This window comes from Klenkia sesuvii (genome assembly GCF_037083825.1).
GTDB classification, from domain to species: domain Bacteria; phylum Actinomycetota; class Actinomycetes; order Mycobacteriales; family Geodermatophilaceae; genus Klenkia; species Klenkia sesuvii.
In genome coordinates, this window is record NZ_JBAPLU010000007.1 from 54,476 (window position 1) to 67,318 (window position 12,843).

Sequence of the window (12,843 nt, forward strand, 5' to 3'; positions counted from 1 at the left end):
GTCGTGCCCGGTCGCCCACGTCAGTCCCCGGCGGTGGTCTCGGACGTGATCAGCACGCGCTCCCGCGGGTCGCGCGCCGCGCCGGAGACGCCGGCCTGCTCGCCCTGGATGACGCGTTCGTGCAGCATCGGGACGGCGGCACCGGTGGCCAGGACCGCGGCCTCGGCCTCGAGGGCCAAGGCCCGGCGCTGCGGGCCGGCCGGTGCCGCGGCCGCCGCCTCGAGGGCGGCGTCGACGGCCGGGTCGCACAGCTGGCTGATGTTGAACGAGCCCTCGCAGGAGAAGTCGCTGGTCATGTAGGCGACCGGGTCACCGGAGTCGAGCACCGTGGCCCGGGACAGGATGAAGGCGTCGAAGGCACCGGCCAGCGCGTCGGCCTCGATGAAGGCGTACTCGCGGACGTCCTGGGTGACCGTGAAACCCACCGCCTCGAGCTGCTGCTGCACCAGGACGGCGACCTCGGGCAGCTCGGCGCGGTCGGTGAAGGTGCCCAGCGTGATCGCCGTGCCCGCGGGCACCGTGCCGGCCGCCGGCAGCGCGAGCTCGCCCCGGCCCTCGGCGGCCCACGGCAAGGCCGGGCCCAGCAGGCCCTCGGCGATGTCGGCCCGGCCCTCGTAGACGGTGTCGACGACGGTGGCGCGGTCGAGTGCGGCCTGGGCCGCCCCGCGGATGGCCGGGTCGGCGAAGGGGCCGCTCGCGGTGTTCAGGTAGAGCGTGTTCGTGCGCGGCATCGGCACCTCGTGCACCAGCTCGGGGTCGAGCAGGCCGGCCTGCGAGACCGGCACGGCCTCGACGACGTCGGCGGTGCCGGTGCGCAGTGCCGCGGCCCGGGCGGTGCCGTCGGGCACGAAGTCGACGTCGATGCCGCTGGCGGACGCCGGCTGGCCCCAGTAGTCGTCGAAGCGGTCCAGCGTGGCCCCCGAGGTGCCGTCCACGGCGACGAGCTCGAAGGGCCCGGTGCCGGTGCCGACCGGGGACACGGTGCCGTCGGCGGCGTAGGCGGACGCGGCCAGCACCGCCAGCTGGGGGCTGGACAGGCGCTGGGGCACCAACGGGTCCGGCGTCCCGGTGGTCACGACGACGTCGTCGCCGTCGGCCACCGCGGTCAGGTCGACACCGTCCAGGATCCGCGGCTGCGGGGCGGCCTCGGTCGCGGCGGTGAGCGAGGCGGCGGCCTGCTCGGCGGTGAGCTCCGTGCCGTCGTGGAAGGTCACGCCGGAGCGGACGGTGAACCGCCAGGTCCGGTCGTCGACCTGGGCCCAGTCCGTGGCGAGCGCCGGCTGGGCCTCGCCGTCGGCGTCCAGCACGACCAGGGTCTCGGCGGTCGACCAGCGGGAGAGCTTGAACGCGTCGTCGGACAGCGGTGACAGGCCCGAGCGCGGCGGCTGGAGCATGGCCAGGGAGATCCGCCCGTCGGCGGCCTCGCCGCCGGCGTCGGTCGAGCCGGAGCTGAAGCAGCCGCTGAGCAGCAGCGCGGCCGCGGTGGTGACCGCGCCGGTGCGCAACCACGGTCGTCGGTGGGTGGGGACAGCAGACATCGTCGTTCCTCAGGGTCGGGGAGCGGGGGTGGAGCGGGTGATCAGGCGGGCAGCCGGACGACGGCGTCGACCAGTGCCCGGGTGGCGGGCGCGCGCGGGTCGGTGACCAGCGCGGCGGTGGGCCTGTCCTCGACGACCCGGCCCTCGTCCAGGACGACCGTGCGGGTGCACAGCCGGGAGACCACGGACAGGTCGTGGGAGACCAGCAGCAGGGCCAGTCCCGAGGTGGCGGAGAGCTCGGCGAGCAGGGCCACCACTTGCTCGCGCACGGCCAGGTCCAGACCGCTGACCGGCTCGTCGGCCAGCAGGACGTCGGGGGAGGGCGCGAGCGCGCGGGCCAGGGCCACCCGCTGCGCCTGCCCCCCGGACAGCTCACCGGGGCGACGCGCCAGGAGCGTGCGGCTGAGGCGGACGCGGTCGAGCGCGGTGGCCACGGCGTCCCGGTGGTCCCCCGGCACGGCGAGGTGGCGCAACGGCTCGGCGACGAGGGCGCCGACCGTCATCCGTGGGTCCAGGGTGCTGCCGGGGTCCTGCGGGACGTACTGCACCTGGCGGCGGTACCACCGCAGCGTGCGGACCGGGCCCGGCCGCACCGGCCGGCCGGCGCAGGTCACCGTCCCGGTGTCGGGCGCGTCCAGGGCCAGCAGGCAGCGCAGCAGGGTCGACTTGCCCGACCCCGAGCTGCCGACCAGCCCCAGCCGCTCACCGGGTTGCAGCGCCAGGTGCACGCCGCGCAGCGCCTCGGTCCGGGTCCTCCGCCGCCGGGTGCCGGGGTAGCTGCGCCAGAGGTCGTCGGCGCTCAGCACCGGCGAGGCCGTCGTCATGCGGCCGCCCGGGCGGCGCACACCAGTTCGCGCAGGTGGTCCGAGCTCGGCGCCGAGACCAGCTCGGTCGTCGGCCCCTGCTCGACGACGCGGCCGTGCTCCAGGACCACGACGCGGTCGCACAGCGCGGCGGCCACGGCGACGTCGTGGGTGATGAACAGCAGTGCCGTGGACCGGGTGTGCCGGCGCAGGACGTCGACCACCTGCGCCTGGGTGACCAGGTCGAGGGCGGTGGTGGGTTCGTCGGCCACCAGGAGGGATGCCTCCGACGCGAGCGCGATGGCGGTGCACACGCGCTGTCGTTGACCTCCGGAGAGCTCGCCGGCCACGCTGCCCAGCACCCGGTCGGGATCGTCCAGGCCCACGGACAGGAGCAGCTCCCGCGCCCGCGCCCGGGCAGCTGACCCGCGGAGCCCGGCCCGCCGGCGCAGCGGCATGGTCAGCTGCGTCCCGATGGGCACGAGCGGGTTGAGCGCCGACAGCGGGTCCTGGGCGACGGCGGCGACCCGGCCGGCGGCTCGGCGGCGCGCCGCCGGCACCCCGAGCACCTCCGTGCCGGCCACCCGCACCGACCCGGTGGCCGTGGCGGTCAGCGGGAGGCGGCCCACGACGGCGCCCGCGGTCATCGACTTGCCCGAGCCCGAGGCGCCGACCAGAGCGGTCCGGGACTCGGGCGGCACCGAGAAGGTGATCCCGTCGAGGAGGCGTGCGCCACCGACGTCGACCACCAGGTCGTGCACGTCGAGGGCGGCCGGGGACGGCCCGCCACTGGGATCGAGAACCGTTGCCAACAGCATAGGGTGAGACGGCCCTCACGCCGCAGGCGGACGGAGTGCATCAACTTTGAGAATCGTTCTCATCTAAAGGCACCATCGGCCGGTGCCTCGTCGTCATGCGCCTGTCCTCCGCCTCCTCCCTGCTTCCCTCGTCCTCGGGCTCGCCGCGGGTCTGGTCGGCTGCGGGTCCGACGCATCGAACCCTGGCACCGACGGGGTGCAGGTGGTGGCCTCCTTCTACCCCCTGCAGTGGATCAGCGAGCGGGTCGTCGGTGACCTCGGGTCGGTCTCCTCCCTGACCCCGGCCGGTGCCGAGCCGCACGACTACGAGCTGACCCCGCGCGACGTCGCGACCGTCGCCGACGCCGATGCCGTCGTGTACCTCTCCGACCTGCAGTCCTCGGTGGACGACGCGGTCGCCCAGCGCAGCGCCGAGGGGGTCTTCGACGCGGCCGGCTCCGCCGACCTCGACCTGCGCTACGAAGGGCACGAGCACGGCGAGGAGGAGCACGGCGAGGAGGAGCACGGCGAGGGCGTCGTCGACCCGCACTTCTGGCTGGACCCCCAGCGGGTGGCCGACGTCGCCGATGCGCTGGCCGCGTCGCTGGCCGAGGTCGACCCGGCCGGTGCCGACACCTTCGCCGCCAACGCGGCCTCGGTGCGCGACGACCTCGAGCAGCTGGACCAGGAGTTCCGGGACGGACTCGCCGAGTGCGCCAGTCGCGACCTGGTCACCGGGCACAGCGCGTTCGGCTACCTGGCCCGCGCCTACGACCTGACGCAGGTGGCCATCAACGGCCTGGCACCCGACGAGGAGCCCGGGCCGGGGGCGTTGACGAGCACCGCGGACTTCGTCCGCGACCACGGGGTGCGCACCATCTACTACGAGACCCTGGTCAGCCCGGCCGTGGCCGAGACCGTGGCCCGCGAGACGGGCGCGCAGACCCAGCTGCTGGACCCCGTCGAGGGTCTCACCGACGAGTCGGCCGGCGACGACTACTTGTCGGTCATGCGGGCCAACCTGGCGAGCCTGCGCTCCGGGCAGGGGTGCTCGTGAGCCGTCCGGACGCACCGCTGCTGGCCGTGCGCGGTGCCGCGGTCGGCCACGACGGGCGCGCCGTGCTCGGCGGGCTGGACCTCGAGGTGGGCCCCGGGGACGTGGTCGCCGTCCGCGGCGCGAACGGCACCGGGAAGTCCACGCTGGTGCGCACGGTCCTCGGGCTCGGCGGGCTCGTCCGGGGCCGGGTCGAGCTGTTCGGCACCCCGCTGGACCGGTTCCGCGACTGGCGCAGGGTCGGCTACGTGCCGCAGCGGACCGCGGTGACCGCCGGGATGCCCGTCACGGTGCGCGAGCTGGTCGCGACCGGCCGGCTCCCCCGGCTCCGACCGTGGCAGCGGTTCACCGAGGCCGACCGGTGCGGGGTGGACTGCGCGCTGGAGGGCGCCGGCCTGGCCGGGGACGGCCACCGCCAGCTCGCCGAGCTGTCGGGCGGCCAGCACCGCCGGGCGCTCGTGGCCCGGGCGCTGGCCGGTGACCCGGAGCTGCTGGTGCTCGACGAACCGACCGCCGGTGTCGACGCAGCGGCCCAGCAGGTCCTCGCCGCCACGCTCGCCGGGCTCTCGGCCACCGGCGTCGGGATCGTCGTCGTCCTCCACGAGGTCGGCCCGCTGGCCCCGGTGTTGACCCGCACGGTCTCCCTGGGGCACCCCACCCCGGTGCCGCTGAGCGGTGCGGTGGGCTGACCGTGCTGGGCTACGGGTTCATGCAGACCGCGCTGGTCGCGGCCGTCCTCGTGGGTCTGACCGCCCCCACCGTCGGCGTCCACCTGGTGCAGCGCCGGTTGTCGCTGATCGGGGACGGCGTCGGTCACGTCGCCCTGCTGGGGGTCGCCCTGGGTCTGGCGACCCGGACCGCGCCCGTGGCCGCGGCCCTCGTCACCGCCGTGACCGGGGCCGTGCTGCTGGAGGTGCTGCGGCACCGTCGCTCGGCCGCCGCCGACGTCGCGCTGTCGGTGCTGTTCTACGGCGGCATCGCCGGTGCGGTGGTCGTGGTCGCCAGGGCCCCGGCCGGCTCGGCGGTCAATCTCGACAGCTACCTGTTCGGTGCCCTCACCACCACGACCCGTGCCGACCTGGTCGCCTTCACCGTGCTCGCGGCCGTCGTGCTCACCGTGACCGTCGGGCTCGGGCGCCAGCTGTTCATGGCCGCGCTGGACGAGGACTTCGCCGTCGTCGCCGGGTTGCCGGTCCTGCGGCTGAACCTGCTGCTGGCGACGGTCACCGCCGGCACGGTCGTGCTGTCCATGCGGATCCTGGGCCTGCTGCTCATCAGCGGCCTGATGGTGCTGCCCGCGGCCTGTGCCCAGCAGCTGGCCCGCGGCTACCGCTCCAGCATGCTCACCGCGGTCGCCGTGGGCGTCGGCGTGGCGACCTCGGGGACGGTGGTGTCCTTCTACGCCGACACCCCGTCGGGCGGCACCATCGTGCTGCTCGCCGTCGCCGTCTTCGTCCTGGCCCGGCTGGCGCGCACCGTACGACGCGGCACCGCGCGGCTTGCCGACGCCGGGGCTCACGAGGACGCTGGGGCGCCGGCGGGTCCGCGCTCGGCGGGGCCGATCGGTCCTGCGATCAGTCGGTGGCGGGGTCCGGCGCGACCGTCGGCGGGATGACCTGGGGGCCGGCCTCGTCGGGGCGGGGACGGTCCTGCCGGTGCAGGCGGATCGCGACGAGGGCGACGTCGTCGTCGTGGTCGGTGTCCACCAGGCGCGCGACCAGGCCGTCGCACAGCTCGTCCAGCGGGAGGCCGGCCAGCTCGGTGACCGCCGCGCGCAGCTCGGCGAGGCCGCTGTCCAGGTCGCGGTCGCGCCGCTCGACCAGGCCGTCGGTGTAGAGCAGGACGGTGGTGCCGCGGTCGAGGGTGATCACCGACTCGGTGCGGGGCGTGTCGTGCTGCACGCCCAGCATCAGCTCGCCGTGCCACCCGCCGACGTCGGTGATGCTGCCGTCGGGGTGGATCACCAGCGGGGGCGGGTGCCCGGCGTTCGCCCAGCGCATGCGGGTGACCCCCCGGTCGAGCTCGTCGGGTGTCTGCTCGAACCGGGCGAGGGCGACGGTGGCGTAGGTGTGCAGCTGCAGCTGGGCCAGCGCGTGGTCCAACCGGGTGAGCAGGGTGGCCGGGCCGGTGTCGTCGATGGTGGCGATGCCGCGCAGCATGCTGCGCAGCTGCCCCATGGTCGCCGCCGCGGTGGTGTCGTGGCCGACGACGTCCCCGACGACCAGCGTCGTCGCCCCGCCGGGCTGCATGAAGGCGTCGTACCAGTCACCGCCCACCCGTGCCGCCTCGCTGGCGGGCAGGTAGCGGACCACGACCTGGGCGTGGTCGGGCTCGGGCGGGGGCGAGAGCATGCTGCGCTGCAGCTCCTCGGCCAGCCGGCGCTGCTGCTCGAACATGCGGGCGTTGTCCAGGGCCAGCCCGGCGCGGGCGGCGACCTCGGTGATGGTGACGCGGTCGGCGGGTGCGGCGGTGCGGTGGGCGTCCAGGGCCAGCACGAGGACGCCCAGCACCCGGTCCCGGCCCAGCAGCGGGACGGCGGTCAGCTCACCGGGGGCCAGCGACTCCAGCAGCGAGCGCGCGTCGCCCGAGCTGACGCCGTCCAGTGCCGCACCGCGCAGCTCGGGACCGCCGAGGGTGACCGGTTCGCCGGTGACCAGGGCGCGGGTGAGGGGGGAGGACGCGGGGGTCGACTGCAGGGTGGCCGCCAGCCACTGCTGCACCACGGGGGCCCGGCCGGCCTGCACGTGCTGCCCGCCGGCTGCCGTGGGCACACCGTCGGCGCCGACCAGCACCAGGGCGGCCCAGCTGGCCAGCCCGGGCACCACCAGCCGCGGCAGCTGCGCCACGGCGGCACGGGCGTCCACCATCCCGGCCAGCGCGTCCCCGACCTGGGCGAGCAGCGCGAGGCGTTCCTGCACCTGGCGGCGGGTGGTGACCTCGGTGAAGTACAGCCACAGGCCGTGCTCGGTGGGCACGGCGTTGACCTCGAACCAGGCGTTGAGCGGCTCGGGGTAGAAGGCCTCGACCACGGCCGCTTCCCCGGTGGCCACGGCCCGCCGGTAGGTGCGGCCGAACTCGTTGTCCAGGTTGGCGGGGAAGGCCTCCCAGTAGTCGCGCCCGACCAGCTCGTCGGCCGTGTAGCCGACCGCGCGGGCGCCGGCGGGGTTGAGGTAGCGCACGGTCCAGTCGGTGTCGAGCTCGATGAGGCCGACCGGCATGGACTCCAGCGTCGGCGAACCGGTGGTCGATCCGGACGGGTCGTCCCACCACCGAGGCACGCGCACCTGCTCCCTGCCGGGCCGGTCGCTCGGGCGAGGACCTGACGAGGCCACCATCCTCCGTCATGCCGAACCCGATGTCACGCAACCGCAGCCCGGGCCGGTGCACGGTGGGTCTGGTGGGCCTGTCCGCCTACTGGGCGGGGTGCTCGGGCTCCGGGACCCCCGGGGGCACGTGGGCCGGGCCCGCCTCGGCCGGCCGGGGACGGTCCTGCCGGTGCAGCCGGACGGCGACCAGCGCCACGTCGTCCTCGGGGTGGCCGGCGACCAGCCGCTCGACGATGCCGTCGCACAGTGCGTCGAGCGTGCTGCCGGTCAGGGCGGTCAGGGCGTCGGTGAGCCGGGCGAGGCCGTCGTCGAGGTCGGCCCGGCGGCGTTCGATGAGCCCGTCGGTGAACAGCAGCACGGTGGCGCCGCGCTCGAGCAGGGTCACCTGGTCGTGCCGGGCGGTGCTGGGGTCGACCCCCAGCAGCAGCTCACCCCGCCAGGGGGCGAGGACCTGGAAGCTGCCGTCGGCGTGCAGCACGACCGGGGGCGGGTGGCCGGCGTTCGCCCAGACCATCCGGGTGACGCCGCGCTCGACCTCGTCGGGGGTCTGCTCGAAGCGGGCGACGGCGGCGGTGGCCAGCGTGTCGACCTCGAGCACCTGCATGGAGTTGTCCAGGCCGCGGAGAACCTCGGCCGGGCCGGCGTCGGAGTAGGTGGCGATGCCGCGCAGCAGGCCGCGCAGCGCGCCCATGGCCGCGGCCGCCTCCGTGTCGTGGCCGACCACGTCGCCGATGACGATCATGGTGCAGCCGTTGGGCTGCAGGAAGGCGTCGTACCAGTCACCGCCGACCCGGGCCGCCTCGCCGGCGGGCAGGTAGCGGACGACGACCTCGGCGTGGTCGGGTTCGGGCGGTGCGGTGAGCAGGCTGCGCTGCAGGGCCTCGGCGAGCTGGGACCGGGCGCGCGTCAGCCGGTCGGTCTCGATCGCCGCGGCGACCCGGTCGGCCATGTCCTCGGTCACCGACTCCAGCTCGGCGTCCCGGGGCCGGTCCGCCGCGCTGAGCAGGGTCAACGCGCCCAGCACCCGCCCCTGGGCCCGCAACGGCAGGATGGTCGCGCGTACCGGGCCGAGGGCGTCGAGGTGCGCCCGAGCGTCGGGGTGCATCACCACGGCGGCGGTCTGCTCGGCGGTCAGGTGGCGCACCTGGCCGTCGCTGATGGTGCGGCCGAACGGGGTGGAGCCCGGCAGCTCGACCAGCCGGGTGGTGGCGTAGCCGGCCAGGTGCGCGCGGGCAGCCGGGTCGCCGTGCCAGTAGGAGTGGTCGCGGGCGCGCCCGTCGGGACCCAGCACGGTGACCACGCAGGCGTCGGCCACGGCGGGTGCCAGCAGCTGGGGCAGGGCGGTGAGCACGTCGGCGAGGTCGGCGTCTCCCGTGAGCAGGTCGGCGACGCGGGCCTGCACGGCCAGCCGCTCGGCCGCGGCCCGTGCCTGGTGGTCGCTGCGCGCGCGGTCGGTCACGTCGGTGAAGAACAGGCTGAGCCCCTCGGGCGTCGGCCAGCACAGCACGTCGTACCAGGCGTCCAGCGGGGCCGGGTAGTAGGCGTGGATCGTCTGCGGCTGCTGGGTGCGCACCGCCGCGCGGTAGGCCTGCTCGAACTCGTTGCCGACCGTGTCGGGGAATGCCTCCCAGATGGTGCGGCCGGCCAGCTGGTCGATCGACTGGCCCAGCAGCTTCTCGGCGGCGGGGTTGACGACGGTGAACCGCCACTGCTCGTCCAGGGACAGGAAGCCCGAGGGCATCGCCGACAGCAGCCGTCCGACGCGGGCCTCGCCGTCGTGCACGTCGGTGGTGTCGTAGGCGGCCCCGATGAACCGGGTGGCCCGACCCGAGGGGGCACCGACCACTCGGCCGCGGCCCTGCACCCAGCGGGTGGCACCGCCGGGCAGCACGATGCGGTACTCGGCGGCGAACTCGCCGCGCGTGTCGATGGCCGTGGTGATGGCCTGCGTGACCCGCTCGGCGTCGTCGGGGTGCAGCCGCCGGTAGAACGACGCCGTGGTGGGGGTGAAGTCCTCGGGGGTGTAGCCGAACATCGCCACCAGCGGCGGGTCCCAGAGCATGCCGTCGCCGGAGAGGTCCCAGTCGAAGGTGCCCACGGCGCTGGCGCTGATGGCCAGCTCCAGACGGGACCGGTGGGTGTCGGACGCCGATCGCTCCAGCCGCAGCTGCAGGTCGGTGCTGCACGCCGCCGCCAGCCCGGCCAGCAGGTCGAGGTCGCGCTCGCTCCACCGCCGCGGGGTGCGGTCGATCGCGCACAGCGACCCGAGCACCGCGCCGTGCCCGTCGACGAGGGGGTACCCGGCACAGGCCACCACGTCGAGGTCCGCGGCGGCGGCCGCCGCGACGAGCGCCGGGTGGTCGCGGACGTCGTCGAGCACCAGGGGGTCCCCCGACTCGACGACGTGCCGGCAGACCGAGTGCGTCAACGGGGTGCGGCGCGCGGTCTGCCAGGGTTCGGGGAGGCCGACCGCGCCGGGGAGCACCTGCCCGGTCGACGTCGGCATCGCGACGAGGGCGGCGGGCACGTCGAGGGCGACGCTCACCAACCGGGCGAAGCGGTCGAGGGACTCGTCCGGGACGCCGGGCACCACCACCGGGTCAGGCGGCGGCCCGCCCGCCGGACCTGCTGCCACCGGTATGCCCCCCTCGTCGAAGCGGATCCCGTCCCGGTTGCCCGCTGCACGACATGATCGCAAACGACACGTCCCGCGTCGACGACCCACCCGGGCCCGGCGTCCCGTCGCGCAGGAACCACGGGCCCGGGTGCGCGGCCGTCGCCGCGGCGCCGTCGCCAACGCCGCCGGCGACAGCTACCTCTACCTGCCCGACGGGCCGGCGGACCTGCGCTGGGACGACTTCGAGGCGCTCCCGGTCCGCCTGCCCCTGCACGAGGTCACCCGCTCGGCCGCCGAGCAGACCGGGATGCCCGCCGACGCACTGCGCGTCACCTCACCCCGCCCGCTCACGGACCGGCACGCCCGCACGTGGCTACGTGCCGCCCACCTCCTCCGCGACCAGCTCGGTGACCCAGGGCCTTCTCACCTCGGACCCCTGGTGCACCGCGAACTGGTCAACCTCACGGCAGCCACCATGCTCACGGTGTTCCCCAACACCGCCATGATTCGCGGGTACGTCGCCGGGCCCGGCGACACCCGCCCGGCCGCGGTCCGACGAGCCGTCGCCTACATCGACGACCACGTGTCCCTCCCGATCACCGTCACCGACATCGCCGACGCCGCTGGCACGACACCGCGCGCCCTGCGCGCGGCATTCCACCGGCACCTGGACACCACCCCCACCGCCCACCTGCGACGCGCCCGCCTGCACGCGGCCCGTCGAGACCTCGAAGCAGCCGGTGGCCCCGTCCGGCTCACCGTTGCCGAGGTCGCCGCCCGCTGGGGGTACCGCAACCCGGCCCGCTTCACCACCGACTACGCCGCCACCCACGGCGCCCCACCCGCGGACCGGTCGTGACTGCTGCTGAGCTGGTCGACGAGTCAGCGGCACCCGGTGTCACCGAGGAGGACGAGGTGGTCCGGCTCGGAAGCGGTGGGGTCGATGCCCAACAGGGCCAGGTGCGCCCCGTCGCGGTCCAGGTCCACGACGGGCGCGAGGTCCCGGGCAGCCGCTCGAGCCTCGGTGCGCCGGTTGCGAGCCGTCAACGCGGCCACCACCGTCGCCCGGGTCACCGTACGTCGCGGCACGACGGACCCCCTGCCGGGCGCTTGGTTGCGGGGCCCTGACCAGGGCACTCGGACGGTCCCCGGCGGCGCGGGTGCCGGCAGTCACCCCCGCGGTGGTCGAGCCGGTCCCGATCGAGCCCCATGAGCTGGTCGGTCACCGGTCAGCACGACCGGGTTCGGGAGGAATCGTGTCGGGGTCGATGGCGCGCCAGGCGTCGCGCACGGTGCGACCGCGCACGGCCAGGGTGGCCGTGGCCGCCACCGGCACGGCCATCAGCGCCAGGGGGACGTTGCCGGTGAGGCTGCCGAGCAGCACCAGCGTGCCGGAGACGATGGCGGTGCCGGCCGCCCACCGCCAGCGGTTGCGTGGGTGAGGGACCCCGCCGAGCCGGTGCGCGAAGGCGGGGTCGTCGGCGCTGAGCCGGGCGGCGAGCTCGGCGAGCTGGTCGTCGTCGGAGGCGGTCATCGGTGGGTCTCCTCGGGCTTGCCGGTGGACCGCCGGAGGGCCAGGCGACCGCCCTCCGCGCGGGAATCCACATCGACCCCCAGGGCCTCGAGCTGATCGCGGTCGCGGACGGTGTCGACCTGCCGGGGGAGCGTGTGCTCGGCGACGCGGGCCTGGTCGTGCCGGTCACCGCGGTGCAGTGCGGCGACGACGACGTCCCGGTTGAGGTTCATCGGTCGGGCTCCGGCTGGTGGCTCCGTTGGCGGGTGGAGGACGGCACGGGCACTCCTTCGGCACCACCCGGCGGGCCCGGATGGGCCCGCCGGGTGGGGTGGTCAGGCGGTGAGCATCCCGGCGTCGACCGGGAGCTGGATGCCGGTGATGAACCGGCCGGAGTCGGCGACGAGGTAGAGGACGGCCTCGCTGACGTCGGCCGGCTGCACCCAGGGGGTGGGCAGGACGTTGAGGCCGGCGAAGGCCTCGGTGACGTCGTCCTTGCCGGGGGAGTCCAGGTCGGGGCGGAAGTTCGCGTAGGTGGCCGGGTTCTGGATCATGTCGGTGTCGACGTTGGTGGGGTGCACGGAGTTGACCCGGATCCGGTCGGGGGCCAGCTCGAGGGCGAGCACCTTGACCAGGCCGACGAGGCCGTGCTTGGCCGCGGTGTAGTGCGCCAGGTTCGGCACCGCCTTGAGCCCGGCCGTGGAGCTGGTGACCACGATCGCGCCGCCGTCCTCGTTGGCCTGCAGGTGCGGGATGGTCGGTCGGATGGCCTTGAACTGGCCGGTGAGGTTGGTGTCGACCATGTCGTCCCACTGCTGGTCGGTCATGTCGGCGGCGAGGGAGAAGCTGAGGATGCCGGCGTTGGCGACCACGACGTCCAACCGGCCCAGCTGGGCGACGCCGTCGTCCACGGCCTGCGTCATGGCCGCGCCGTCGCGGATGTCGGCCTGGGTGGCGACGATGCGCCGGTCCAGGGCCTCGACCTGCCGGACGGTCTCGGCGAGGTCGTCGGGGGTGGCCAGGTCGTAGGGGACGGTGTCCACCGGGGCGCACTGGTCCACGGCGATGATGTCGGCGCCCTCCTGCGCCAGGCGCAGGGCGTGGCTGCGGCCCTGGCCGCGGGCGGCGCCGGTGATGAAGGCGGTCTTTCCGTCGAGCTTGCCCATGGTGGGTTCCTCTCGGTGGGGGACGGGTG

General features: G+C 75.2%; 13 protein-coding genes. 4 read left to right on the plus strand and 9 right to left on the minus strand.

The window, feature by feature from the left end; translation table 11 throughout:
* Positions 1 to 20: 20 nt before the first annotated feature.
* The 3 genes from TEK04_RS08730 to TEK04_RS08740 are packed head-to-tail and all read right to left on the minus strand — an operon-like array spanning position 21 to position 3,153.
* A complete protein-coding gene (locus TEK04_RS08730) occupies positions 21 to 1,538 on the minus strand; it encodes an ABC transporter substrate-binding protein (RefSeq protein ID WP_336403943.1) in 1,518 nt (505 codons plus the stop codon).
* A gap of 41 nt (positions 1,539 to 1,579) precedes the next feature.
* Positions 1,580 to 2,362: an ABC transporter ATP-binding protein gene (locus tag TEK04_RS08735; protein WP_336403944.1), complete on the minus strand. Its 783-nt coding sequence runs from the start codon at positions 2,360 to 2,362 to the stop codon at positions 1,580 to 1,582.
* Positions 2,359 to 3,153 (minus strand): ATP-binding cassette domain-containing protein, encoded by a 795-nt coding sequence (locus TEK04_RS08740; RefSeq protein ID WP_336403945.1) that lies wholly within the window; start codon positions 3,151 to 3,153, stop codon positions 2,359 to 2,361. Before TEK04_RS08740 ends, TEK04_RS08735 begins: the two co-directional genes overlap by 4 nt.
* Positions 3,154 to 3,364: 211 nt before the next feature.
* Here TEK04_RS08740 and TEK04_RS08745 point away from each other — a divergent pair, with 211 nt between their 5' ends.
* Genes TEK04_RS08745 through TEK04_RS08755 form a run of 3 tightly spaced genes read left to right on the plus strand, consistent with a single transcriptional unit; the run spans position 3,365 to position 5,807 of the window.
* Positions 3,365 to 4,195 carry a metal ABC transporter solute-binding protein, Zn/Mn family gene (locus TEK04_RS08745; protein ID WP_336403946.1) on the plus strand — a complete coding sequence of 277 codons (831 nt, stop codon included), beginning with the start codon at positions 3,365 to 3,367 and terminating at the stop codon, positions 4,193 to 4,195.
* A complete protein-coding gene (locus TEK04_RS08750; protein ID WP_336403947.1) occupies positions 4,192 to 4,881 on the plus strand; it encodes a metal ABC transporter ATP-binding protein in 690 nt (229 codons plus the stop codon). Before TEK04_RS08745 ends, TEK04_RS08750 begins: the two co-directional genes overlap by 4 nt.
* Before the next feature lie 2 nt (positions 4,882 to 4,883).
* On the plus strand, positions 4,884 to 5,807 hold the full coding sequence (locus TEK04_RS08755; protein ID WP_336403948.1) for a metal ABC transporter permease: 924 nt from the start codon (positions 4,884 to 4,886) through the stop codon (positions 5,805 to 5,807).
* Here TEK04_RS08755 and TEK04_RS08760 read toward each other — a convergent pair.
* Both TEK04_RS08760 and TEK04_RS08765 read right to left on the minus strand, forming a co-directional pair.
* Positions 5,767 to 7,410 (minus strand): SpoIIE family protein phosphatase, encoded by a 1,644-nt coding sequence (locus TEK04_RS08760; RefSeq protein WP_336403949.1) that lies wholly within the window; start codon positions 7,408 to 7,410, stop codon positions 5,767 to 5,769. The genes TEK04_RS08755 and TEK04_RS08760 overlap by 41 nt on opposite strands.
* A 193-nt stretch (positions 7,411 to 7,603) precedes the next feature.
* Positions 7,604 to 10,153 (minus strand): SpoIIE family protein phosphatase, encoded by a 2,550-nt coding sequence (locus TEK04_RS08765; protein WP_336403951.1) that lies wholly within the window; start codon positions 10,151 to 10,153, stop codon positions 7,604 to 7,606.
* Positions 10,154 to 10,283: 130 nt separating this feature from the next.
* On the opposite strand from TEK04_RS08765, the gene TEK04_RS08770 reads away from it, so the two are divergent.
* The gene (locus TEK04_RS08770; RefSeq protein ID WP_336403952.1) at positions 10,284 to 10,994 is read left to right on the plus strand and encodes a helix-turn-helix domain-containing protein; all 711 of its coding nucleotides are present in this window, start codon (positions 10,284 to 10,286) and stop codon (positions 10,992 to 10,994) included.
* A gap of 23 nt (positions 10,995 to 11,017) precedes the next feature.
* Here TEK04_RS08770 and TEK04_RS08775 read toward each other — a convergent pair whose 3' ends face one another.
* The 4 genes from TEK04_RS08775 to TEK04_RS08790 all read right to left on the minus strand — a co-directional run bounded on the left by TEK04_RS08775 (position 11,018) and on the right by TEK04_RS08790 (position 12,814).
* Positions 11,018 to 11,182, minus strand: a complete 165-nt coding sequence (locus tag TEK04_RS08775; protein ID WP_336403953.1) for a hypothetical protein — start codon at positions 11,180 to 11,182, stop codon at positions 11,018 to 11,020.
* 175 nt (positions 11,183 to 11,357) lie between these two features.
* Complete coding sequence (locus TEK04_RS08780; RefSeq protein ID WP_336403954.1) at positions 11,358 to 11,669, minus strand: DUF3040 domain-containing protein; 312 nt, start codon at positions 11,667 to 11,669, stop codon at positions 11,358 to 11,360.
* Positions 11,666 to 11,881: a hypothetical protein gene (locus TEK04_RS08785; protein ID WP_336403955.1), complete on the minus strand. Its 216-nt coding sequence runs from the start codon at positions 11,879 to 11,881 to the stop codon at positions 11,666 to 11,668. The genes TEK04_RS08780 and TEK04_RS08785 overlap by 4 nt, the downstream gene beginning before the upstream one ends.
* Before the next feature lie 102 nt (positions 11,882 to 11,983).
* Positions 11,984 to 12,814, minus strand: a complete 831-nt coding sequence (locus TEK04_RS08790; RefSeq protein ID WP_336403956.1) for a mycofactocin-coupled SDR family oxidoreductase — start codon at positions 12,812 to 12,814, stop codon at positions 11,984 to 11,986.
* Positions 12,815 to 12,843 lie beyond the last annotated feature (29 nt).

What these genes read in the sequence shown, in the direction of transcription:
- TEK04_RS08760 (WP_336403949.1), bottom strand. Translation starts at nt 7,410, where the DNA reads ATGCCGGTCGGCCTCATCGAGCTCGACACCGACTGGACCGTGCGCTAC.
- TEK04_RS08780 (WP_336403954.1), bottom strand. Translation starts at nt 11,669, where the DNA reads ATGACCGCCTCCGACGACGACCAGCTCGCCGAGCTCGCCGCCCGGCTC.
- TEK04_RS08790 (WP_336403956.1), bottom strand. Translation starts at nt 12,814, where the DNA reads ATGGGCAAGCTCGACGGAAAGACCGCCTTCATCACCGGCGCCGCCCGC.
- TEK04_RS08735 (WP_336403944.1), bottom strand. Translation starts at nt 2,362, where the DNA reads ATGACGACGGCCTCGCCGGTGCTGAGCGCCGACGACCTCTGGCGCAGC.
- TEK04_RS08785 (WP_336403955.1), bottom strand. Translation starts at nt 11,881, where the DNA reads ATGAACCTCAACCGGGACGTCGTCGTCGCCGCACTGCACCGCGGTGAC.
- TEK04_RS08730 (WP_336403943.1), bottom strand. Translation starts at nt 1,538, where the DNA reads ATGTCTGCTGTCCCCACCCACCGACGACCGTGGTTGCGCACCGGCGCG.